Raw genomic sequence first — 23,462 nt, forward strand, 5'->3', positions numbered from 1 at the left:
AAAGTCAAAAGCGACGCCTACGCAACAATTGTAAAGAAATGTAGAGATTTCGCCGTGACTGCATAAATTCCGCATTCCATCTTGATAAATCTATAGAAGAAAAGATACATGCTTGTCGATGATGGTCATACAGCATTGTGTATCCCAGTAAATCAAAAAGTTCTAATCTGTACAAATCCTGCCCTGTCAATTAAACGTTTAGACATAACTTATTTAGTTATGTCTTTTTTTTGTCGTTAGTCTCGAAACGTTGAATTTCAATCAAATAACCATCAGGATCGCGGAAAAAACAGTGGTAAATGTTATATTTTTCGTTTAGCATGGGTGGCTTTTCAAATTCTATGCCACGTTCTTTGAGATATTCAAACCACTCATCCACCTGCTGTGTTACCAGGGTAAAAATGACACTTGATTGCTTGTCGGCTGGAGGAGTCAATATTTCGCTTGCTTGACACAATCCTAAGTATCCAGAGCCACTAATAGTATAAATACGACAAGTTCCTTGGTCAAGCCATAACTCCAAGCCCAGTTTTTGTTCGTAGAATTCTGTAGATATATTCAGGTTAGAGGTAGAAAAAAAGGTAACTTGTTGTTCGATTTGCGGATGAGTAGACATAAAACACATTTGAGTATATACCCTAACGACATTAGGCGATCGCATAGGTAAAAATTAATTGATGTTAGAAACCTGTTACTGCTCCAGAATGCCTTAAGGGCATCTGGAGTTTCTTTTTGGAAAAAACCATTAAAATTTTCCCAATCATCCTGATATGCCAAAACGTGACTGAATAAGGATGCATACTGAATTATCTATATTTAACACGGGCATCACTAATTGATGTACCCTTCCTGCCAAACAACTCTCGCAAAACAGCCTCAGTTAATCTGGGGCTATTTTGTGTGACTTTCAACAGAGAAGGTGTGTAAACGAGAATCTTCAAACACTTTTATCTGTATTTGAGTGTATACCCTGATGACGTAGGATTTTCTCAGGGTGAAAATTTGGTATAGGTAAATGCGTATCTTTCCTGACTCCAGAGTTGTCACAAACATTTCTGGAGTTTTTTCATTATTTAATTAAGCGATCGCACTCCTAATTTTGAATAAATAAAAGTGCGACACACTTAATATAAAAGCTTATTTCGTTGTATATGTCACAAAAATATCCTTTTTCATCTCTACTTCTGCTGGAGCATCTGGATCATAAGCTGGTGATAATAAAAAACTAGCAAATGACGGTAAAGGAACTCCAGTTTTAGAACTACATGAGGGATAAAGTAATGTGTAAAATGGCTCGGCGACGGAAGGAGTACTAAGTTTAACTTCCATAGCAGTTGCTAAAGCCTGAGCGCGGCTTTGAGCATCTTTCATCGCTGATTGATAAACTGAACTCTGCAAAGCTTGACAGTCATTGACTGCGTACTCAACACCGACACTCTTGACAGAAAGGTTTTCAATTTGGCTTGTGGACTTGTTCGCTGTAGCAACAATTTCCTGGACACGATCGCGTGTTGGTTTTTCCAGTCTCACCAATATTTTGGCGTTATTTTCACTGGAATTAGTGCTAATTTGCACTTGGATTTTATCAGCCCTAATTCCTTTGGCAACTAGACTATTAACTACAGGCTGGAGAGTTGCTTTCGTTAGGGATTTTGTGTTTGGTAAAGATTCTGCTGCTGTTTTGTAATTTAAGAGTAGAGTCCGTGAGGACAAGCGACGGGCTTCAGGGATGGCTGATGGTTGAGTTTCTAACTCATTATTGCTACCTCCGCTACTGAATACCAATTCAATATCAGCTGTATCTGCTGGCACTCTCACTACCCCTTGACCGATTACCATTAATGAATGGCGATCGCTTGCTGGTGGATAAAATAATTGGGCATTAGTGACTTTTGGTGTTATTACTCCCACCCCGACAGTCGCAGTAATACTTACCAACATTAGAGCAGCTATTTTTCTCATATCCTGGGAATGTCCTTTGAACCTGGTAATTGTCAAAGTTTACACCTCAAGAGCAGGATACTTAAAAAATATTGAGCTAATCCCACGAAGGCTATAGGATTAGCTCAAAAATTCAAAATTCACTGCGAACTATTAACCAAACCAGTGAGAGGGTTCACAAGCTGGTTGAACTGTTTCACAAACATGATGGCTAATCCAATCTGACTTTTCTTGAACGATTAAACAAATGCCTTGGTGAATCAAATTCTGTAAATGTAGTTGCTGTTCCAAAGGTTTCCGAGGCAATTTGTAATAAGCCAAGCTTCCTTCTTCAGCCTCCGCTAAGGGAATCTGTCTATCAGACATCGCGGTGTAAAAGGAAGGAATACGATTGAGGACGAAAGCAATTAGCTCTTGGCGTAAGTCAGGAATCGCAAAGGCTTCTTGATATGGATGGTATGGATATGTATCCAAAACGCTTTCAATCTCTCCTACTATTGATTGTTGTGTTAAATTAACTACCGTTTTCATGATTTTTAAACTCCTTTTTTAATCCAGTCAATGATTGATGGAGAAAACAACTTTTTTAGATGGCGATGTCGTCATGATAATCATTTAAAACTGATTCAACTGACGGATGTAATAGACACTGAAACTAGCCTTTTATCTTAGTAGAATATTAGACATTTGGCTCTGCTTGTTTTAGTTAAAATTTATACTGTTTTACAGCATGAATTATTAAAGCAGCGTCCAATATCTGGTAAGTTTGCGACATTTTATATTTATAATCCTAATTATTTCAAATTTCTGCCAAAAAGGCAGAAATCTACATAAAACGCAGCACGAAGGCTAGGGGATCAAGATTAACGGCAATAAAACAACTTGAATTAGGAACAAGTTTTTAATGAAGTTAAGCTTTGTTGGTAATTTACATCACATTTTGCATTTGCTGCAAAATTTGCTGTTTCATCTAAAAAACTTATTTGTTGCACTTTGATTTAGCAAGTCATAAAAATAGCGACTCGCTATAGTGCAAAATCAGTCTAGCGACAGATGAAGGGATCAGACAAAAACGTTTAGAAAGTTCACATTATCTAAAGGGAGATGACGCAACTGATGATTAATTTCATCAGCCGCAGCTAATCCAGAAAGCATCGCACCTTCGGCAAGATTGCCGCCACACCAATCACCACAACAAACTAAAGGTAGGGGAGTTCCGGCAGACAAAAAAGCTTCATGCCAAGGACGGCTAGGAAAGGCATAACGCCAACGATGTACTTGCATCCATTCGGGAATATTTAGCCAAGGGAGGGACAGAGATTCAGATGCTTGTTGCAACATAAGCTGTCCGACAGGTTGTAAATCTTGGGATTCTAGATGACGTTGGGCAAAACCAGCGCTACTTTGAACTACAAAATGTGGCTGCTGAGGGTTGGAACGCTTGCTACTGTCCAAGCCAATCCAGGCTAAATCGATATCATCCACAAAAGTTAGAGCTTTCCACTGAGGGAGGGGTTGGGATGTGAGAGGATATCCAGCGATCGCACTAATTGAGGGATAAAATTCTACAGAACGCAAGTTATCAAGGAAGACTGCATCCAGTACAGTTTCGCCCAAAGGTTCTAACAGCATCACAGCTTGGGGTGCAGGAATGGCGACAACTAAAGCTTTTGCAGTTAATTCTTCGTTACTAGATTCGAGAGTCAAACGCCAACTATTTTCGGGAATTGGGGTAATAGCGATGACACGCTGATTCAGTAATATTTCTAAACCTGGGGCGAGGGATTTAGCGATCGCACTCATTCCCTCAGGTGCAATATATCGGGGACTGCGGTTTTTCGGTTCAGATAAAGGAATACCTGCTGTGAGTTCGTAAACCTCCTCCGTCCAAACTTCCAGGATATGACGCGATCGCAATATCTCCACAAAACGTCTAAATAATTCACCCTTTGGCTTCAGATAACAAGCCCCATGATCCGCGCAAGTTCCATGCAAGCGGCGTGTAGCTAGTCTTCCTCCCAAACCACGGGACTTTTCCACCACTACCACCGAATATCCAGCTTGACTTAACTGCTGGGCGCAAACTAAACCGGCGATTCCAGCACCAATTACTGCAATATCAGTCATGAGTCAATATTCCCTAGTAGTTTTTGGTCATTAGTTAGTTATTATCAAAGGACAAAATTACTACTAATGACTGCTGAAAGCTAATAGTAGAATAAGGTACAGAAAGCTGCATGGAAGGGAGGATGGGAAATTGGATGAAATGAGGGCGGCGCTAGAGTTAGCGACCGAAGAGGAATTGCAAGACTTAACGGCAATTCTGTTTAGTCGTAAGTTCAATCCCTTAGACTATGTACAAACACCCGAACCCATCGAAGTGCAAAGCCAAGACCGAAAAGCTTGGTTAGATTCACTAGAGGGTCGCTTTCGCTTTTTGGCGGCAGATGGGATGACTGTATTACGGGGACGCACAGGCCAGGTAACTTACCGACAAGCCTTAGTTCAAGTATGTAAGTATCTAAAAATTCCCTATTCTAATCAGCTGGCAACTATTGATTTAGAAGCAGAAGTATTTTTACATCTGCTAGGACAGGTGTGGAAAAAATTGCCGGAACAGGAAAAACAAAAATTGACTGTACGGGTACAGCGTCAGCTGCTCAAGTCAGAACTCAAACAACCGCTACCACTTTTATTGCAACGTGATCCCTTGGGGTTACTTTTCAAAGGCGGTAGTGCGATCGCAGTTACTTCTCTTCTCCAGCCACTTGTACTGAAGCAAATTGCCCGTCAATTTGCCATCCACTTTGCTACTTATGAAGTAGCAAAACAAGCGGCGATTAAAGGCTCAGAAGCAGCTACGAAGCAATTCCAAAGCTATGTAGCTATGCAAATGGCGCAACGGGGTATGACAGTAAATGCAGCTCGTTATGGAGCAGCCCGCACTATGTTTGCCGTGATTGGGCCGATGATGTGGACTTGGTTTTTTGCAGATTTAGGGTGGAGAGCGATCGCCACTAACTATGGTCGAATCATTCCTACCATCTTCGCCTTAGCTCAAATTCGCCTCACTCGTGAGGAATGTTGGGAGCCAGCTTGAACAAGGTTTTTAACTATTTCAAATCTCGTTGGCAATCTTCTTGGAACTACTCTCTATGGGCACTATTCATCTTCCCATTGAGTCCCTTAGTGGGGGCTGTGACTTTAGGAATTGTATCATTAATAACTTGGCTGAAACAATCCCGCAAAATTAGTCGCCGCCCCCTCAACTGGGGATTTGCCCTTTTGAGTCTCTTGCTAATCGTGAGTGCTGGGTTTGCCCAAGACAAGACAACAGCTTTCCTCGGCTTATTTAATTTATTACCATTCTTTTTACTTTTCGCAGCTCATAGCGATTTGATTCAAACATTTGCTCAATTGCGGCAAATGGCTTGGATTTTGGTGATCGGTTCTATGCCAGTGGTAATTATCGGCTTGGGACAGTTATTTTTAGGCTGGAGTTTGAAATTCGAGATTTTGTGGATTGTCTTAGCTTGGACAATCAGACCAGGAGGAAATCCGCCAGGTCGCATCGCTTCACTTTTCTTGCACGCTAACACCTTCGCAGCTTATCTAGCAATAATTTTCATCCTTGCTCTAGGGTTGTGGCTAGAACAATGGCGATTGGGTATTGGGTATTGGAGATTGGGTATTAGTAAGAATTCAGTCCCCAATCGCCAGTCCCCAGTCACCAGTCCCCAGTCCCCACTCCCCTTCCTCTTCCTAACCGTGGCGGTGATTACAAATTTCATTGCCTTGATTTTCACTAACTCGCGTAATGGATGGGCGATCGCTATTTTTGCCTGTTTAGCTTATGCACTTTACCAAGGTTGGCGCATTCTTGTGGGTGGTGTTGCTGCGATCGTTTCTAGTGTGCTTTTGGCAGCTTTTGCTCCCTTACCAGTCGCTCAAGTTTTTCGTCGGGTAGTTCCTGCATTCTTTTGGGCAAGGTTAAATGATGATATGTATCCAGATAGACCAGTCGCTTTAATGCGAAAAACTCAGTGGGAGTTTGCCTGGTCTTTAGCTCAACAACATCCTTGGACTGGCTGGGGATTACGCAGTTTTAGTCAAATCTACAAAGCCCAGATGCAGATTCCTTTAGGTCATCCCCATAACTTGTTTTTGATGTTATCTGCTGAAACTGGTTTTCCTAGTGCTTTTTTATTTTGTGGTTTACTTGCTTGGATTTTGATTACAGGTATCCAATTACTGCAAAAGTCAAAATATATAAATACAAAGGACAGATTGATATTTTTCAGTTATCTTTTAGCTTTTGTTGGCTGGATTTTATTGAACATGGTAGATGTAACTCTCTTCGATTTCCGTTTGAATGCGCTTTCATGGTTAATTTTGGCTGCCATTTGTGGAGTAGTACATCATTATCATGAACAAGAAAGGTTTGTATCTCGTTAATAATTAGTTAGTGAATGACAAACAGTAAGTATGTACATGATAAAAAGCTAAATTCATCTAAGTATTAAAGGATCAAACGATGTCTACCACGGGCTATGCCTGAGCAGGCATAGTAACTTATAATTGCAATGATTAGTTTTCAGTGTATGCACTGGGGACATTTAGAGTTTTAAGTTAATAAGATTACTATATTCACGTCTGTGACTGTGAGTGTGACTAATACCTAATTAGTCACTGTTGCTGATTGTTGGGAAGGTGTAGGAATAACCCTTTGGGATTTTCCTGCATGACGGGCATCTCTTGTAGATGCCCTTTTGTATATTTATTATTTTCCTCAGTTAAACATAATTTAAATAAAGATTTAGCTTCATAAAAAAACGGAATTTATTCATGAAATTATCCTTACAAGGCTTTGTATTTATAACTTCTTCATTAGGATTATCTACAATAAATTTTGCTTTTACTCTGCCTGCTAAAGCAGCAATTGAGTGTGAAGCAGGAAATATAATTTATTATCCCAATGGTTCACTGTTAACTTGTATACTTGAACAAAATATTACTGTGCAAGTTTCCAGTTCTCTTTCAGGGATATCTAATTTTCCCTGCCGAGGAAAAAGTTATATATCTTTCGATGAAAAAGGACAATTTCACACTTGTGAGCTTGCCGATGACATCCAAATCACAACAGGTAATTCATTTGAAACATGTTCGGCAGAATATAGGATATATGTTTCAACTTCAGATGATGGAAATAAATCTATTATTTGTCGGCAATACTAAATAATTCGTAATTCGTAATTCGTAATTCGCAATTTGTAATCAGTGGTTGCTATAAAACCTCCACGGTTTTGTTGTTGCTCACTAAAATATTTATCACTTTTTCTAATACACTCGCATCAAGCAATGGTTATGAGAACCCTTATGGTGTAAGCTCTCCGGTAAAATGGGTGTGTCGGTAACGAAAAAAAGACGCATCCATAACCAACCTTATGCTCACAACAGCTAACTTTCTTCAGTACACCCAATGGTCAGGTATAGCTACCTTGGTATTTGCTGCCTTAACAGTTTTGGCTTTTATTCTCAAATGGGGCATCCGCTTTCGACTAGTGGGTACGACTGGCTTTATGCTGGTGCTGACTGGTGGTTTATTTGCACTCTCAATAGTCCCCTTGAGTCGGACTGTGATTCCAGGAGCAGCCAGGTATACTTTAGTTTATGACAATGGGTCAACCCAAGCAGTGATTGCTACATCAACTCAAATTACACCCACACAATTAGAAGCAACTTTACGTCAAGCAGCTAGTAATTTGTTTTCTTATGGTCGTTCAGGTACGCGGGAAGACGACAAGTTGACAGTTCGCGCCCGTACCATTATCCACCCGGAACCAGGGACTTCTGTACCAGTTTACTTGGGTGAGGCCAAGCGATCGCTCGTTTCTCATCAAAATTCTCCAGTAACAGTCGAAATTTACACAGACAATTTTGCCCAATTGCCAAAACCCAACGCTTAAGGAGCAGTGGAGCCGGGGGAGATGAGGAAGACAAGAGAAAATTATTGAACAAGTTTCTTCCTTGTCTCTTCCCAATCCCCAATCCCAGAAAACAAAATTTATTTACCTGTTATCAGGATGACAAAATTTATTTTGTATTTACTGATACATTAATAGTTATTTTTAGATTAAGATATTCACACTTTAGTGGTTTCACTGTGGTAAAAGGTTAATCAGAGTGTGGGTAATTGGTACTGACAGTTGTGATTTGTCAGTTGTTTTCCTAATTACCATTGTTGCCATTTTCACAAGTCTTTGCAGTAAAGGAATCAGTTGTAGGGGCGTATAGTTACACACCCCTAAGTATGTATCTGTAGCTAAGGATTGGATGAAATAGCATGATCGCCATGATCGCCTACACATTATCGATTCTCAATTGCTTTTCTTGAGAATCTGACAATGGTAATGTTAATTAGTTATACGGTTATTCAAAACTTTGATAGTTCGGAATTTCAGGTCAATGGGCATTATAGATTCAAGCAACGTCGTCAAACTACTCAATCAGTCGGCTATAGGCTTTGTCTATTTCATTACTTAGCTCAAATCTAGATGAGTCAGGTGTCAGGTTGGAGTCATTCTAAAACCAGCTTGGCAACAAGTATCCTTGATCACTAGTCTATTTGATTAAGAAATATCAAAGTTTTGGCAAACTAGATTATATGCACAATAATTCTACTACTCAACCTTCTTTGTCTACTCAAAACTCTAGTTCATTATTGACACTCACAGTTGCCCCAGCAAAAGTAATTCGTGGTTCTGAGGTGTTGCAAGCAGCCGCAGCCGAAATCGCCCGTTTGGGAAGTCGTCCCTTAATTGTGGCAGGTGAGTCTACTCTCGCCATCAGCCAACAAAATTTGCAACCAGTTTTAGAAAGGCAACAGTTAAAAACTGTCCAAGCTACATACGGTGCAGATTGCTGTGAAGCTAGCCTGAAGTCTTTACAAAAGGCGGCAAAAGAACATACAGCTGATGTGATTATTGGTTTTGGTGGGGGGAAAGCCCTAGATACAGCGAAATTACTCGCGCAGCAGTTACAGTTGCCTGTGGTGACAATTCCGACATCAGGGGCTACCTGTGCAGCCTGGAGTGCCTTGTCGAATGTTTATTCGGAAGAAGGGGCGTTTCTCTACGATGTGGGGCTATCTCGTTGTCCCGATTTATTGATACTTGATTATGACTTGATTAAAACTGCACCACAACGGACTTTAGTCGCTGGAATTGGTGATGCGATCGCTAAATGGTACGAAGCCTCTGTTAGTAGTGGACACTTGCAAGACACTTTAACAATTGCTGCGGTGCAACAAGCACGAGTTTTGCGAGATATCCTTTTGCAAAAGTCAACCGCCGCCCTGAAAGAACCAGGTAGTGAAGTTTGGCGAGAAGTTGTAGACGCCAGTGTTTTACTCGCCGGGGTAGTTGGCGGACTTGGCGGGGCGCAGTGTCGCACAGTTGCCGCCCATGCCGTGCATAATGGTTTAACTCATATTTCGGGACATGGCAGTATTCATGGCGAAAAAGTTGCTTTTGGAATTTTGGTGCAACTGCGTTTAGAAGAAATGCTACAAGGCAATCAACTAGCAGCATCGTCACGACAACAGTTGTTAAAGTTCTATACAGAAATTGGACTGCCCCAAAAATTGAGTGATTTGGGATTGGGCAATATTACATTAGGCGAGTTGCAAACAGCCGCTGAAATTGCTCTAGTTCCTAATTCTGACATTCATAGACTACCGTTTAAAGTCGCGCCAGAACAGTTGATGGCGGCAATGGTTTCTACTACTGCACCTATAGATAGTAGAGACATTACAAATCGAGTTTCGCCCAAGGGAATGAGTGACGAGGTTTTATGAGTTTAAATTGGATTGTCCCAGCAGAACGCATACAAAAACTGCCACCTTATGTATTTGCCCGTTTAGATGAACTGAAAGCTAAAGCACGGGAACAAGGGTTGGATTTAATTGATTTGGGCATGGGAAACCCCGATGGTGCAACACCAGCACCAGTTGTAGAAGCGGCGATCGCAGCCTTGAAAGATCCCGCCAATCACGGTTATCCGCCTTTTGAGGGCACAGCTAGTTTCCGCCGCGCGATCACCAACTGGTATCATCGCCGTTATGGTGTGGTTCTCGATCCTGATAGCGAAGCTTTGCCACTGCTGGGTTCTAAAGAAGGATTAACCCATTTAGCGATCGCCTACGTTAATCCTGGCGATTTAGTTCTCGTTCCTTCCCCGGCTTATCCCGCGCATTTTCGCGGCCCTGCGATCGCAGGTGGGAAAATCCACAGCTTGATTCTTAAACCAGAGAATGATTGGTTAATTGATTTAGCTGCCATTCCTGACGAGGTTGCAAGACAAGCCAAAATTCTTTATTTCAACTATCCCAGCAATCCCACCGCCGCCACCGCACCCCGCGAATTCTTTGAAGAAATCGTCGCCTTCGCCCGCAAATATGAAATTTTGCTGGTGCATGATTTGTGTTACGCCGAGTTAGCTTTTGATGGTTATCAACCCACTAGCTTGCTAGAAATTCCTGGCGCAAAAGATATTGGTGTAGAATTTCACACCTTATCTAAAACCTACAATATGGCTGGTTGGCGCGTTGGGTTTGTGGTGGGGAACCGCCATGTAATTCAAGGTTTGCGGACACTGAAAACTAATTTGGATTACGGCATTTTTTCCGCCTTGCAAAAAGCAGCCGAAACCGCTTTGCAACTGCCAGATGTGTATTTGCACGAAGTACAACAACGCTACCGTACCCGCCGCGATTTCCTGATTGATGGGTTAGGAGAGTTGGGTTGGGATATTCCCAAAACTAAGGCGACAATGTATCTTTGGGTGAAATGTCCTGTCGGCGTTGGTTCCACGGATTTTGCCCTGAATGTGTTGCAGCAAACTGGCGTTGTTCTTACCCCAGGTAATGCTTTTGGGGTTGCAGGTGAGGGTTATGTAAGGATCAGTTTGATTGCAGACTGCGATCGCTTGGGTGAAGTTTTACATCGCTTCAAGCAAGCCGGCATCCGCTATCAACCTGAAGCTGTAGTCTCTGCTTCACAATAGAGATAGATAGCATCCCCTTATCGAAATCTGATTCATGCAAACCCCCTCTGCTACTATTCCTCATTTAATTGCTGCTGGCTTTCATGCTCTTTCTGATCCACTCAGGATTAGTGTGCTAGAACTCTTACGACAGCGAGAATTATGTGTATGTGATTTGTGCGAAGCCTTGGGGGTAAATCAGTCCAAACTATCTTTTCACCTGAAAACCCTCAAGGAAGCTGGCTTAGTTAACTCCCGTCAGGAAGGACGCTGGATTTATTACAGTTTAAATTTGCCCCAATTTAGTATTTTAGAGGAATATCTGGCAGATTTTAGCCACAATCGTGTAATTTTATCTGCCCGTTCTTGCTGCGATTAAGAATAAATTTATCTATGCTTGGGACTGATTTTCTCAAGTGATAAGGTGGCAATACGGTTCGGTTAAAGGGGAAAGGGGAAAGGTTTTAAATACATCCTTTACCCCTTTCCCTTTTCCCAGACCACAAGGAAAGTCAAGAGTGCTTATCCAAACCTTATTGGCTTATAGGACGGTTGTTTTCCACAACCTTGATAAATGCATCAACTTTTTTTGATGAATTTTTATGTATAGTGCTATGCTTTATATTGACACATCAAGTTTTTTTGAAATGATATAAACATACTTTCAAAATTACCCCTAAAGGTGAGGTCAATGAACGCAATAGCAAAGAATTTGGCTCTTGTATTTGGAGTGTTGGCTTTTGCGACAAGTTGCACAGCCACGCCTAATTCATCTACTCAAACTCAGTCTTTGCCAAAGGTTGCAGAAGTCAGTGATGCGACAAAAGTGAGGGCAATAAAGATTGATGGTTCTAGCACAGTGTATCCAATCACCGAAGCGATCGCTAACCAGTTTCAACAAAACAAGCAGCAGTACAAAGGACAAGTTCTCCTAAGCTTTTCCGGTACTAGTGCGGGATTTAAGAAATTCTGTAACAAAGAGACAGACATCAGCAATGCCTCGCGTCCCATTCTGAAAGCAGAGATAGAAGCTTGCAACAAAAATGGTGTCAAGTTTATCGAGCTTCCCGTTGCCTTTGATGCGCTGACTGTTGCGGTGAATTCCCAAAATACCTGGGCAAAAGATATTACCGTAGCCGAATTGAAAAAGCTTTGGGAGCCAGAAGCCCAAGGAAAAATCACTCGCTGGAACCAAGTGCGATCGTCTTGGCCGGATCAACCAATTAACCTGTATGGTGCTGGCGGTCAGTCTGGTACTTTTGATTACTTTACAGAAGCTATTGTTGGTAAGACCAGAGTCAGCCGCACTGATTATATCTCCAGTGAAGATGATCTCGTCTTAGTACGCGGAGTCGGCACAGATCCTAATGCCTTGGGTTATTTCGGGCTTGCTTATTACGAAGACAACAAAAGTCGGTTAAAGCCTCTTGCAATTGATAGCGGCAAAGGGGCAGTATTGCCATCACCTGAAACTGTTGAAAAAGCTGAATATCAGCCATTAGCTCGACCTTTGCTGATTTATGTTAATGCTCAGTCTTTACAAAATCAGCCAGAACTCAAAGAATTTGTAGATTATTACCTCAAGTACGCACCGATAACAACCAGTTCGGTTGGGTATGTGCCTTTACCTAGTGAAGCTTATGAAGTGGCAGAAAAAAACTTTCAAGCTGGTAAAGAAGGAACAGTATTTGCAGGTAAGGAGCAGATCAACTTCCAAATTAGTGATTTGTTGAAGACACAACAAAAGTAGTAATTTTACTCAAAAAAACTGACTTTTCAAAAGTAATAGTGGTCTATCGAAAAAGTTCTGAGAAGTTCGTAGTAAGCACTTTAGTGCTTAAAAAATTAAGGACTGAAGTCCTTACTACAAACACACTATGGAATCAGTTTACTGCTACCCATTAATTTAAATAAACTTAGGAAAACTGATGAGAATACGTGTTGGCATCAACGGATTTGGCAGAATCGGACGGCTAGCTTTGCGGGCTGCCTGGGGTTGGTCAGAACTTGAGTTTGTTCATATCAATGAGATTAAAGGTGGGGCAGTAACAGCCGCTCATTTGCTCAAATTTGATTCTGTCCACGGGCGTTGGGCATCAGAAGTAGAAACAGAAGGCGATGAACGCATCCTCATTGATGGTATACCCCTAAGCTTTAGCGAACATTCCCAACCTGGTGAAGTCCCTTGGGAAGAGTTGGGTGTTGATATTGTGCTGGAATGCTCCGGTAAATTTAGGACTCCCGCCACCTTAGACCCGTATTTTAAGCGGGGAGTACAGAAGGTAATTGTGGCTGCTCCGGTGAAGGAAGAAGCCTTGAATATTGTCATGGGAGTTAATGACCAACTTTATGAGCCGGAAAAGCATCATTTACTAACTGCTGCTTCTTGTACAACTAACTGTTTGGCTCCAGTCGTGAAGGTGATCCATGAAGGTTTGGGCATTAAGCATGGAATCATTACCACAATCCATGACAACACCAATACTCAGACCATCGTAGATGCCCCTCACAAGGATTTACGCCGCGCACGGGCTACCAGTCTGTCTCTGATTCCTACCACAACTGGATCTGCAACTGCGATCGGGTTAATTTATCCCGAACTCAATGGCAAACTCAACGGTTTGGCAGTACGAGTACCGCTGCTCAACGCTTCTTTAACAGACTGCGTGTTTGAAGTTGTGCGACCCACAACCGTAGAAGAAATTAATAGCTTATTAAAAACAGCTTCAGAACAAGCACCGCTCAAAGGAATTCTGGGATATGAAGAACGTCCTTTAGTCTCTATCGACTACAAAGACGATCCTCGGTCTTCCATCATTGATGCCCTCTCCACAATGGTGGTAAACGAGACGCAAGTGAAAATACTCGCTTGGTATGACAACGAATGGGGCTATGCCAACCGGATGGTTGAACTCGCCCGTAAAGTAGCTCTGAGTCTGAAAAAGTAATGGGCATGGGGCATTTGTCAAACAGCTTATTCTTTCTCCCTCTGCTCCCCCTGCCTCCCCTGCTCCCACTGCCCATCATCTCCCCACTCCCTCATGGTTTCTACTACAGCTCATAGCGCCAATTTTAAGAACTATATCCTAGTCACCCTCGCCTACTGGGGTTTCACACTCACCGATGGTGCCTTGCGAATGCTGGTGTTGCTATATTTCAACCAAATTGGCTATACACCGATTCAAATTGCCTTTCTGTTTTTGTTCTACGAAGTCTTTGGAGTTGTCACAAACTTTTTAGGCGGTTGGATTGGTTCTCAGTTCGGATTGAAGGTAACACTTTATAGCGGCATCGGATTACAGATTTTTTCTCTAGTCATGCTGTCATTCCTTAATCCAAATTGGGCACAGTGGATTGCAGTCAGTTATGTGATGGTGGCACAGGCATTTTCTGGGATTGCCAAAGACTTAACCAAGATGAGTTCTAAAAGTGCCATTCGGTTAGTGGTGCCTCAAGATGCTCAATCATCTTTGTTTAAATGGGTGGCGGTGCTGACGGGTTCTAAGAATGCTCTCAAAGGAGTTGGCTTTTTTATTGGTAGCGCTCTTTTGGCTGCGGTTGGCTTCATCAATTCCCTGTGGATTATGGCAGGGGGACTTTCCCTGATTATGTTTTCTGGGCTGATGCTGCCTAAAGGTATGGGCAAAATCAAGAAGAAGATCAAGTTTAGCCAGCTGTTTTCTAAGAGCGAAGAGATTAATATTCTCTCAGCGGCTCGATTTTTTCTCTTTGGTTCTAGGGATGTATGGTTTGTTGTGGGATTGCCAGTATTCTTACGTGGAACCTTGGGCTGGTCATTTTATCAGGTTGGTGGATTCTTGGCTTGTTGGGTAATTGGCTATGGCGTTATTCAGTTCTTAGCACCAACACTGATTCAGCGATTTGGTTCTGGTCGTCCACCGCAATCAAAGACCATCCAGTTTTGGACATTTACTTTAACAGTAGTTCCAGCCGCGATCGCTCTTGCTCTCCAATTAGGTATACCTGCAAACATTGCGATCGTTGGTGGACTCCTGGTTTTTGGCGTCGTGTTTGCCTTCAACTCAGCAGTTCACTCTTATTTAGTGTTGGCATTTACTGACGATGACAAAGTAGCGCTAAACGTTGGTTTTTACTACATGGCAAACTCAGGTGGTCGATTAGCTGGAACTGTTTTGTCAGGTTTGGTATACCAGTTTTTCGGGTTAGTGGGCTGTCTGTGGACATCCATGTTCTTTGTACTAGCAGCAGCATTAATTACTCTGAAGCTACCCGATCCTCAACCTAGTAAAGCGATCGCTTGGAAAGCGGGAGATGGGGATTAGGTCATTTGTCATTTGTCATTTGTCATTGGTCATTCCCCTCATCTCCACAACAATATTTCAGGCTTCACATCAATGAGTACGAATCCGCAAGCGAATAAAGCCCCAGTACAAGCAGGGAGTAATTTGAGTTTTTTTGAAAAATACCTTACTGTTTGGGTGTTTCTGTGCATCTTGGCGGGAATTGGACTAGGAAGATTATTTCCAGGTGTGGCGGTGACGCTGGATGCGTTGAGTGTTTATCAAGTGTCAATTCCCATTGCAGTTTGTCTCTTTTTCATGATGTATCCCATCATGGTGAAAATTGACTTCACCCAAGCTGCAAATGCTATCCGCGCTCCAAAACCTGTAATTCTCACTTTGGTTGTCAACTGGTTAATTAAACCATTCACGATGGTGGTATTTTCTCAGTTTTTCTTAGGTTGGTTATTTCGCCCGTTAATTACAGGCACAGAATTAATTCGCGGTGACGAAGTTGCGATCGCTAATTCCTACATTGCAGGTACGATTTTACTGGGAATTGCTCCTTGTACTGCAATGGTGCTGTTGTGGGGTTATCTTTCCTACGGCAATCAGGGGCACACCTTGGTGATGGTGGCGGTTAATTCTCTGACAATGTTGTTTTTATATGCACCTTTAGGTAGGTGGTTACTGGCGGCAAATGATTTAACAGTGCCGTGGCAAACGATTGTTTTGTCGGTGCTGATTTATGTCGGATTGCCTTTAATAGCAGGAATGTACAGCCGTTATTGGATTTTTCAGAACAAAGGTAAAGAATGGTTTGAACGGAGATTTTTAAAGTATCTCAGTCCAATTGCCATTACCGCCTTGCTGATGACTTTGGTTTTGCTATTTGCTTTTAAAGGTGAATTGATTGTTAAGAATCCCTTGCACATCTTATTAATTGCCGTGCCACTATTCATCCAAACTAATTTTATTTTCTTGATTAGTTATGTAGCAGCCTTAAAACTGAATATATCTTATGAGGACGCCGCGCCCGCAGCATTAATTGGAGCTAGTAATCATTTTGAAGTGGCGATCGCAACTTCTGTAATGCTGTTTGGCTTAAATTCTGGTGCTGCACTTGCTACAGTGGTAGGTGTTTTAATCGAAGTGCCAGTAATGTTGATGCTGGTTGAAGTTTGTAAGCGAACGGCATTTTGGTTCCCACGGGAGCCAGAAAAGGCAACATTGCGAGATCCAAGGTGTCATTGGTAATTCGTAATTCGTAATTAGGAATCAATATTGACATATATAGCCATTTTCAATTCGGTGAGGTACAGGTGTTCAAATAGACCTAACCCCCTAACCCCCTTCCCGAAGGCGGGAAGGGGGGAACAATTCAAAGCCTCTCTCCTCTTAGGAGAGAGGTTTGGAGAGAGGTCAAAATTGTACTTCACGCTTGTCGAGAATCGATATTTTGAAAATTCTACAAGGAGCAAAATCATGGCAGTGCTGAAAACTCATGTGGCTTTGAATGTTACTGACGTTGAAAAATCTGTAGCATTTTATCGGGCAATGTTTGGTGTAGAACCTGTGAAGTATAAAGATGACTATGCCAAATTTGATCTTTCTAGCCCAGCGCTAAATCTCACACTGAATTTAGCTCCTAGCATCCAGGCTGGTGGTGCATTGTCTCATTTGGGTGTACAAGTTGAAAGTACAGAAGAAGTACGAGCGGCTATACAAAGGTTTACGGAGTCAGGATTAGCATTATTTACTGAAGACAATACTGATTGTTGCTATGCTTTGCAAGACAAGGTTTGGGTAACAGATCCAGATGGAAACCGCTGGGAAATTTTTGTGGTGAAGGTGGGAGATACCGCGCCAGAAAAGAATTTGGTGACTACAGTTAATTCGACTGAGGTAGTCAAGGCTGTTAATAAGCCATGTTGTAGTTAGAGGAAACCTAACTATCAAAGTCACCAGAGGCAAAAGCCGCTTCTGGTGACTTTGATAGAGGAAATACAGGGGCAGGAATTATGAAAAAAGTAATGTTTGTTTGTACGCATAATTCCCGCCGTTCCCAAATGGCGGAAGGATTTGCAAGAACGTTAGGAGAAAATAAAATTGCTGTTACAAGTTCTGGTTTAGCACCAAGCGAGATAGATCCGATCACTGTTGAAGTGATGTCAGAAATTGGCATTGATATTAGCAATCAAACTTCTAAGCCTTTAAGTGATTTCAATGCCGATGATTATAATGCTGTGATTTCATTATGTGGTTGTGGTGTTAATTTACCCCAAGAGTGGGTATTAAGAGATGTGTTTGAAGATTGGCAACTTGATGATCCAGCAGGGCAATCAATTGAATATTTTCGTCGGGTTCGAGATGAAGTTAAAGAACGAGTTATAAAGTTAATTGAGAGACTTAATTAACAATTACTACAAGTATAAATTAGGTTAGCGATCGCTCGAAGTAACTTAGCTGGCTCCACAGGCTTGGTGATATGCTGCCCAAATCCGGCGGCAATTGCTTGTTGATAATCAACCTCACCAGCATAAGCGGTTATGGCGATCGCAGGAATTTTCCCGCCAAGTTCTGGTGACATAGCTCTGATTTGACGCATCAGCATATAGCCGTCTACTTCCGGCATTCCAATATCGCTTAACAGCAGATTTGGCTGGAACTGAGGCATAATTCGTAATGCTTCCATCGCAGATGCGGTCTGGATTACTACCGCGCCAGACTGCTCTAGAATGAAAGTAATTAACTCTCGTGTATCACGCTCATCATCCACCAGCAGAACTTTCAACCCATTTAGATCAGGTGAATCATCAAGTTGAGAGACAATCTGGTGGCTATTTAGATGAATCTTGAGCAACGGTAGCATGACTGTAAAGGTTGCTCCCTGTTCTTCACCCAAACTTTCTGCTTTAACTGTGCCGCCATGTAGCTCGACAATGTGACGAACAATAGCTAATCCTAATCCCAGTCCGCCGAATTTTCTGGTAGTTGCACCATCAGCTTGTCGGAAGTAGTCAAAGACATAAGGTAAAAAATCAGGGCTAATTCCTTTACCTGTATCACTGACTCGCAGCTGAACTTGAGAACCAACAGACTCTAAACTGATTTCTACCTCTCCACCTTGGGGTGTAAACTTAATAGCATTGGAAAGTAAATTCCAGATAACTTGCTGCAAGCGATTGGAATCACCTGTTACTAAGAATTTGGAGTCGCCACTTTGGTTCGCTTCCAGCGCAACTTGAATTTGAGAATTTTCTAATCCAAAATCTAAAATCGTAAATCGCAAATTGATCGATTTGGCTTCAGCCGCTAGACGTACAGTTTCTATGGCTGAAGCGATCGCAGTTGCCAGATTTACAGGAGCAATATTCAGACTAAGTTTACCTTGCAGAATGCGAGAGACATCCAGCAAATCTTCAATTAATTGGGTTTGCAACTTGGCATTGCGCTCAATGGTTTCGAGAGCGCGAGTGGTGGTTGCTTCATCATACTTTTTGGTTTGCAGTAACTTCGACCATCCCAGGATCGGGTTTAGCGGCGTGCGAAGTTCGTGAGAAAGAACCGCCAAAAATTCATCTTTGATCCGATTAGCTTGGATCAATTCCTCTTTCCTTCGCTGTAACGAAGCCATTAAATGAGAGCGTTCCAGAGCAACCGCTACCTGATCGGAGGTTGCTTGTAATAGAGTAATTTCCCCAGAAGTAAAGTGAGTACGGGTGCGACTGGCAAAAGAGAGAACACCAAGTAGCTTTCCTTGAGCAATTAATGGTTGACCGGCATAGGCTGTGATTTCCAAAGCATGGAGAATGTGGGCATGTGGATCGGTAGAGTGCAGCACATCGTTGATGACAATTTGACGGCGTTCTTGTGCTACCACTCCGCACATGCCATGATTAAATTCCAGATATTCAATTGCTTGAAATACTTCATCAGTAATGCCGTTCCAAGCTACTAACCGAAGTTTTTGCTTATTTTCGTGTGTATCGATTAGATAGTGGAAGTAAAAGTGCAAATCCATCTGCGCCGAGAGTTTGCTAAACAAGCTGTTCATTAAATCCAAAGGGCGCTCAGTTGAAAGCAAATCACTAGTTGTTTCCGAGAGCAATTTGAGTCTTTCGCTACGTTCTTGTAAAGCTTGTTCTGCAAGCTGACGTTCCCGAAGGGCGCGTTCGCGTTCGGTGATGTCAATTGCAACGCCTCCTACTAGACGTTGCCCAGATGCATTGGCAATGGGAAACTTATAGACTAAAAATTCGCCGAGAGTGCCATCTGTGCGTGGGGCAGACTCAATCGTTTGAACAACCTGATTCGTCTCGGCAACCATTCTAATGTTATCGAGGAGAGGTTGAGCGATTTGGGCTGGGTATAGCTCAAAAATATTTTTATGAATCGCTTTATTTACTGCTAAGTCAAATGTACTCAAATAAGTTGGACTGAGGTAAACTACACGCCCATCTACATTCGTAATCCATGCTGCGGCTGGAATATTGTCCATAAAAGCTTGGAATTGCTCTTGACTCTGACTCAGTGCTTTTTTAGCTTGTTTGAGATCACTAATATCCAGAATAAATGCGACTGATTTCTGTCGAGATTCTCCTAAAAGAGAGTAACCAACTACAACTGGGACAATAGAACCATCCTTGCGAATAAATTCTTTCTCATAAGGAGTACAGGTTCCCTTTGCTGTTGCCTCGGTAATAGCCAGTTCATCTAAATAAAGATACTCAGATGGCGTGATATCAGTCCACCGTAATCTACCTGCTTGGATATCCTCCTGGGTATAGCCGACAATTCGCAAAAACTCGTCATTGGCTTCGGTGATATTACCATTCACATCACCAAAAAGAATACCAACTACATTTGCTTTTACAAAACTCCGAAGCCGCTCCTCACTTGCTTGGACTGCCTTCTCTGCCTGCTTGCGTTCGCTAATATCTGTAGTGCTGCCAACTAAGCGTAGTGGGTTGCCATCAGCATCTCGCTGCACTATTATCCCCTGATCTAACACATAGATGTACTGATTGTTTTTATTGCGAATTCGATACTCGGCAGTATAGCGATCGCTATTTGCCAAAGCAACTCCCGCCTGATCTTCCACACGTTGCAAATCCTCTGGATGCACAAGTTCGCGCCACCAATTACCATTTGCTTCAGCTTCAGCGAGAGAATAGCCCAAAATTCGAGTTAATCCCTCAGTTCTTTCAACAGTATCCTCTTTTAAATTCCAGTCATAAATGAGACAGTTTACCGCAGATGCAGCTAACTCAAATCGTTCGTTAGCTAACCTCAGACGCTCCTCCTTCTCTCGCAAAGTTTGTTCTACTTGTTTGCGTTCACGTAGTGCAGCTTGCTGTTCGCTCAAATCAACAACGAAGCCAATAACCGTTTCTTCAGCATCTCCCACAAGGACAGAACCGAGCAAAACGGGAACTCTTGTACCATCTTTGCAGATATATTCCTTCTCAAAGGGCTTACATACTCCGGTGGTTTTCAGTTCTTGCACTGAACGCTCACTCAAAAGAAGATACTCTGGTGGGGTAATCTCGCGCCAGTTCATTCGGTTAGCGGACAAATCTTCTCGCCTATAGCCGAGCATTTTCAGAAAAGCATCATTGGCTGCCATGATGGAGCCGTTCTTCATATCAGTGACAATCACTCCAATGATGTTAGATTCTGCCAGTCGGCTAAACCGCATCTCGCTATTTTGCAACAACTTTAGGCTTGTCTCTGCCTTGCGTCTAGCAGTTCGCAACTCTGAAGAAAGGGCGGTAATTAAGAAGGATACTAATGAAAACGTCGTTAATCTTACCAAAACGTTTTGGCTGAAGAAATCGAAGGAGTAGACTGGCTCAATTAAAAAATATAGCGCAGTTGTCACAGAAAGAGCGATCGCTAACACTCCAAGTCTCATGCCGCCATACCAAGCGCTGACTGCCACCGCAGCATAAAATAATGTAAATACGCTCGGATCAAAAACTGGCAGCAGCAGTTTTGTCAGCAGCAACGCCGCTATGACTGCCACAATCATCACACCACAAGCTATGAACCGAGAACGCATCATCAAAATTTTTTCGGGTACTTTCACCATCATCTTAAGAGTCCTCCCGTTGCTCCGCTTTTGAGAGATACTCTTTCACTAGTGTTTTACCTGGTTTGCCCATTTTCTGTAACATTTCTTCAATTAGCTTTAGTGCCATCTGTGAAGGCACTGTAGATCCGTTCTCCCAGCGATTGATTGTTCGCAGAGAAACTCCCAACTTGGCTGCAAACTTTTCCTGAGAGAGATCGAGCTGCTGCCGCAGTTCACGGATTAAATCTGAAATTTTTAGTGGCTTTCCTAGTTCCATAGTAGGAAGATTAAGACAGGTGTCTCGCCATTTGTCTCCAGCTTGAGGAAGAATTTAAATAGTCATTAGTTATTATCAATTTCATCTTTTGGCGAAATACCAATATTCATTTATCAATGTTCACTGGTTATTGTTTACTGCAAAACCTATCTATAGTAATCCTATTTGATTTATGAAAATGCGCGGTGTCTGAGATCCCCGACTTCTTTGAGAAGTCGGGGATCTAATTTTTCACAAATGATTTACGATTGCTATATAAAATAAATATTAAATTTATCTGATATGTGACGCCACAATAGTATTCTTTAAGGCGATTTAATGATTATTAGCCATCACACACCGCCAAAAATTTATGGGTGGTGTGTTACATTCTCGTGCTTTCTACGCAACTTAATTTTTTATATATTAGGACTTACGCAAAAATAATTGAAAAGCCGATTATTCCGTAGCGGTAATTCATGAATTACCGCTACTTACGACGTATTTTGCGTAAGTCCTATATATAAAGGATATCTATATATAAGTTTTGCTTAATGTTTTCCATTGATAAATTTTTCAGTTGGTAATTTTGGCAACCAAATCTGAAACGGGTTTCCAAGTCTGTAGTTAATTTTACTTCTATGGTAAGATGCTAATGGCAAAATTATATAGCTATGATGCACTTTTAATAAAAATTTTGCCTGATTTTTAACCGTTTTGATTAATCAACATTCCGAAAAACTCCTAAACACTCAACTGGAAAATTTACCAGGTGAAGGTTATGTATTTAACTGGTTTGACTGGTTTTGTCTTTGGTATCCTCCAGGTTGGCTAATTTTATTCAACCGCCATTGGCAGCACTATCACGCCGACCCCGATGGTTGGAATTGGCTAGAGTATGGATTATTTTTAATTCCTGGCGGATTTTATCTAGCATTGCTGAGTCGCTGGTTGCGTCTGGGTTTTCGTTCACCCCGAAAAGAAGTTGGTGAATTTGATCCCAAATATCAACAAGCTTTTCGCCAGGAAGTTCTTGGCCCCATCGTTAAATCATATTTTCGGGGAGAATTGCAACAAGTTGAAAACTTGCCGCCAACAGGGCCATTGATTGTGGCAATGAATCACGCGGGGATGTGTTTTCCTTGGGACTTTTTGACCTTGGGTTATTTATTAAGTGAAACCAGAGGATGGGTGGTACAACCCGTAGCAAGTCCAGCATTATTTGAGCATCCTTGGGTGACTTGGTGGCTACCACCTAAATGGTCGCAGGTTTTAGGTGGTGTGCGAGCCGAATTAGATAATTTTGAGTCAGCGATGGCTGCGCCAACGCCTACAGCGAACGCTCAAGGTAAAATTCTCTTATATGCACCCGAAGGTATCCGCGGCCCTTTGAAAGGTTGGAAAAGACGCTATCAACTAGAAAAATTTGATGTGAGTTTTATTCAGTTGAGCGATCGCTATCATATTCCCATTCTCCCAGTAGTTTGCATCGGTAGTGAATCTCTACATCTTTGGGCTGTTAATTTCACCAAATTGCAACGAGTAGTCAAATTACCATTCTTGCCTTTCTCGCCTTTGATGCTAGTCTTACTCCTGTTTCCATCAATGGGAATTTGGGCAATGAGAACTCGTCTGCGTTATTTTATTCAGCCTTTAGAACCAGCAGGATTAGACGCTGACTCAAATAAAGGACGTACAGCAGCTTATCGACAGGCGCAGCAATTACGAGAAAAACTGCAACTTCAAATTCATCAGTTTTTGGGTAAATCTTAATACTACAATCTTAAATTCGTTGATTCTATCACAACACCGTTCATTTAAGACAAAAAGCCTCATGTAGAGACGCGATTTATCGCGTCTTCAAAGACCAATTACCTACACCAAT

General features: G+C 42.1%; 20 protein-coding genes. 14 read left to right on the top strand and 6 right to left on the bottom strand.

Annotated features, from left to right (window positions below):
- Positions 1-217: 217 nt before the first annotated feature.
- The 4 genes from ABF638_RS19180 to ABF638_RS19195 all read right to left on the bottom strand — a co-directional run bounded on the left by ABF638_RS19180 (position 218) and on the right by ABF638_RS19195 (position 4,068).
- Positions 218-616, bottom strand: a complete 399-nt coding sequence (locus tag ABF638_RS19180) for a VOC family protein (protein WP_181932427.1) — start codon at positions 614-616, stop codon at positions 218-220.
- 521 nt (positions 617-1,137) lie between these two features.
- The gene (locus ABF638_RS19185) at positions 1,138-1,998 is read right to left on the bottom strand and encodes an SIMPL domain-containing protein (protein WP_435024597.1); all 861 of its coding nucleotides are present in this window, start codon (positions 1,996-1,998) and stop codon (positions 1,138-1,140) included.
- 96 nt (positions 1,999-2,094) lie between these two features.
- Complete coding sequence (locus tag ABF638_RS19190; RefSeq protein WP_435024598.1) at positions 2,095-2,472, bottom strand: hypothetical protein; 378 nt, start codon at positions 2,470-2,472, stop codon at positions 2,095-2,097.
- Positions 2,473-3,003: 531 nt separating this feature from the next.
- Positions 3,004-4,068 (bottom strand): NAD(P)/FAD-dependent oxidoreductase, encoded by a 1,065-nt coding sequence (locus ABF638_RS19195; RefSeq protein ID WP_435024599.1) that lies wholly within the window; start codon positions 4,066-4,068, stop codon positions 3,004-3,006.
- Positions 4,069-4,198: 130 nt separating this feature from the next.
- Between ABF638_RS19195 and ABF638_RS19200 the strand changes: the two genes are divergently transcribed.
- From ABF638_RS19200 to arsC, 13 genes are all read left to right on the top strand, one after another.
- Positions 4,199-5,041: a YaaW family protein gene (locus tag ABF638_RS19200; RefSeq protein WP_435024600.1), complete on the top strand. Its 843-nt coding sequence runs from the start codon at positions 4,199-4,201 to the stop codon at positions 5,039-5,041.
- Positions 5,023-6,396, top strand: a complete 1,374-nt coding sequence (locus ABF638_RS19205; protein WP_435024601.1) for an O-antigen ligase family protein — start codon at positions 5,023-5,025, stop codon at positions 6,394-6,396. The genes ABF638_RS19200 and ABF638_RS19205 overlap by 19 nt, the downstream gene beginning before the upstream one ends.
- A 390-nt stretch (positions 6,397-6,786) precedes the next feature.
- Positions 6,787-7,176 (top strand): hypothetical protein, encoded by a 390-nt coding sequence (locus tag ABF638_RS19210; protein WP_435024602.1) that lies wholly within the window; start codon positions 6,787-6,789, stop codon positions 7,174-7,176.
- 209 nt (positions 7,177-7,385) lie between these two features.
- On the top strand, positions 7,386-7,907 hold the full coding sequence (locus ABF638_RS19215; protein ID WP_435024603.1) for a Ycf51 family protein: 522 nt from the start codon (positions 7,386-7,388) through the stop codon (positions 7,905-7,907).
- Between the two features lie 698 nt (positions 7,908-8,605).
- Complete coding sequence (locus ABF638_RS19220) at positions 8,606-9,796, top strand: iron-containing alcohol dehydrogenase family protein (protein ID WP_435024604.1); 1,191 nt, start codon at positions 8,606-8,608, stop codon at positions 9,794-9,796.
- Positions 9,793-11,004: an aspartate aminotransferase gene (locus ABF638_RS19225; RefSeq protein WP_435024605.1), complete on the top strand. Its 1,212-nt coding sequence runs from the start codon at positions 9,793-9,795 to the stop codon at positions 11,002-11,004. The genes ABF638_RS19220 and ABF638_RS19225 overlap by 4 nt, the downstream gene beginning before the upstream one ends.
- A gap of 34 nt (positions 11,005-11,038) precedes the next feature.
- Positions 11,039-11,362: an ArsR/SmtB family transcription factor gene (locus ABF638_RS19230; protein ID WP_435024606.1), complete on the top strand. Its 324-nt coding sequence runs from the start codon at positions 11,039-11,041 to the stop codon at positions 11,360-11,362.
- A 312-nt stretch (positions 11,363-11,674) separates the two neighbouring features.
- Complete coding sequence (locus tag ABF638_RS19235; protein WP_435024607.1) at positions 11,675-12,733, top strand: PstS family phosphate ABC transporter substrate-binding protein; 1,059 nt, start codon at positions 11,675-11,677, stop codon at positions 12,731-12,733.
- 178 nt (positions 12,734-12,911) lie between these two features.
- Positions 12,912-13,931: an ArsJ-associated glyceraldehyde-3-phosphate dehydrogenase gene (locus tag ABF638_RS19240; protein ID WP_435024608.1), complete on the top strand. Its 1,020-nt coding sequence runs from the start codon at positions 12,912-12,914 to the stop codon at positions 13,929-13,931.
- Between the two features lie 93 nt (positions 13,932-14,024).
- Positions 14,025-15,287 carry an organoarsenical effux MFS transporter ArsJ gene (gene arsJ, locus ABF638_RS19245; RefSeq protein WP_435024609.1) on the top strand — a complete coding sequence of 421 codons (1,263 nt, stop codon included), beginning with the start codon at positions 14,025-14,027 and terminating at the stop codon, positions 15,285-15,287.
- A 72-nt stretch (positions 15,288-15,359) separates the two neighbouring features.
- Positions 15,360-16,502: an ACR3 family arsenite efflux transporter gene (gene arsB, locus ABF638_RS19250; RefSeq protein WP_435024610.1), complete on the top strand. Its 1,143-nt coding sequence runs from the start codon at positions 15,360-15,362 to the stop codon at positions 16,500-16,502.
- Between the two features lie 228 nt (positions 16,503-16,730).
- On the top strand, positions 16,731-17,186 hold the full coding sequence (locus ABF638_RS19255; protein WP_435024611.1) for an ArsI/CadI family heavy metal resistance metalloenzyme: 456 nt from the start codon (positions 16,731-16,733) through the stop codon (positions 17,184-17,186).
- An 80-nt stretch (positions 17,187-17,266) separates the two neighbouring features.
- On the top strand, positions 17,267-17,662 hold the full coding sequence (arsC, locus tag ABF638_RS19260; RefSeq protein WP_435024612.1) for an arsenate reductase, glutathione/glutaredoxin type: 396 nt from the start codon (positions 17,267-17,269) through the stop codon (positions 17,660-17,662).
- On the opposite strand, the gene ABF638_RS19265 is transcribed toward arsC, so the two are convergent.
- A complete protein-coding gene (locus tag ABF638_RS19265) occupies positions 17,659-21,342 on the bottom strand; it encodes a PAS domain S-box protein (RefSeq protein WP_435024613.1) in 3,684 nt (1,227 codons plus the stop codon). The two genes, arsC and ABF638_RS19265, sit on opposite strands and share 4 nt — an antisense overlap.
- 1 nt (position 21,343) lies before the next feature.
- Entirely contained in the window at positions 21,344-21,598 is a 255-nt protein-coding gene (locus tag ABF638_RS19270; protein WP_435024614.1) for a helix-turn-helix domain-containing protein, read from the bottom strand.
- A 696-nt stretch (positions 21,599-22,294) separates the two neighbouring features.
- Between ABF638_RS19270 and ABF638_RS19275 the strand changes: the two genes are divergently transcribed.
- On the top strand, positions 22,295-23,350 hold the full coding sequence (locus ABF638_RS19275; RefSeq protein WP_435024615.1) for a 1-acyl-sn-glycerol-3-phosphate acyltransferase: 1,056 nt from the start codon (positions 22,295-22,297) through the stop codon (positions 23,348-23,350).
- The last annotated feature ends 112 nt before the right edge of the window (positions 23,351-23,462 follow it).

Source organism: Nostoc sp. CALU 1950, assembly GCF_051172895.1.
Lineage (GTDB): Bacteria > Cyanobacteriota > Cyanobacteriia > Cyanobacteriales > Nostocaceae > Nostoc > Nostoc edaphicum_A.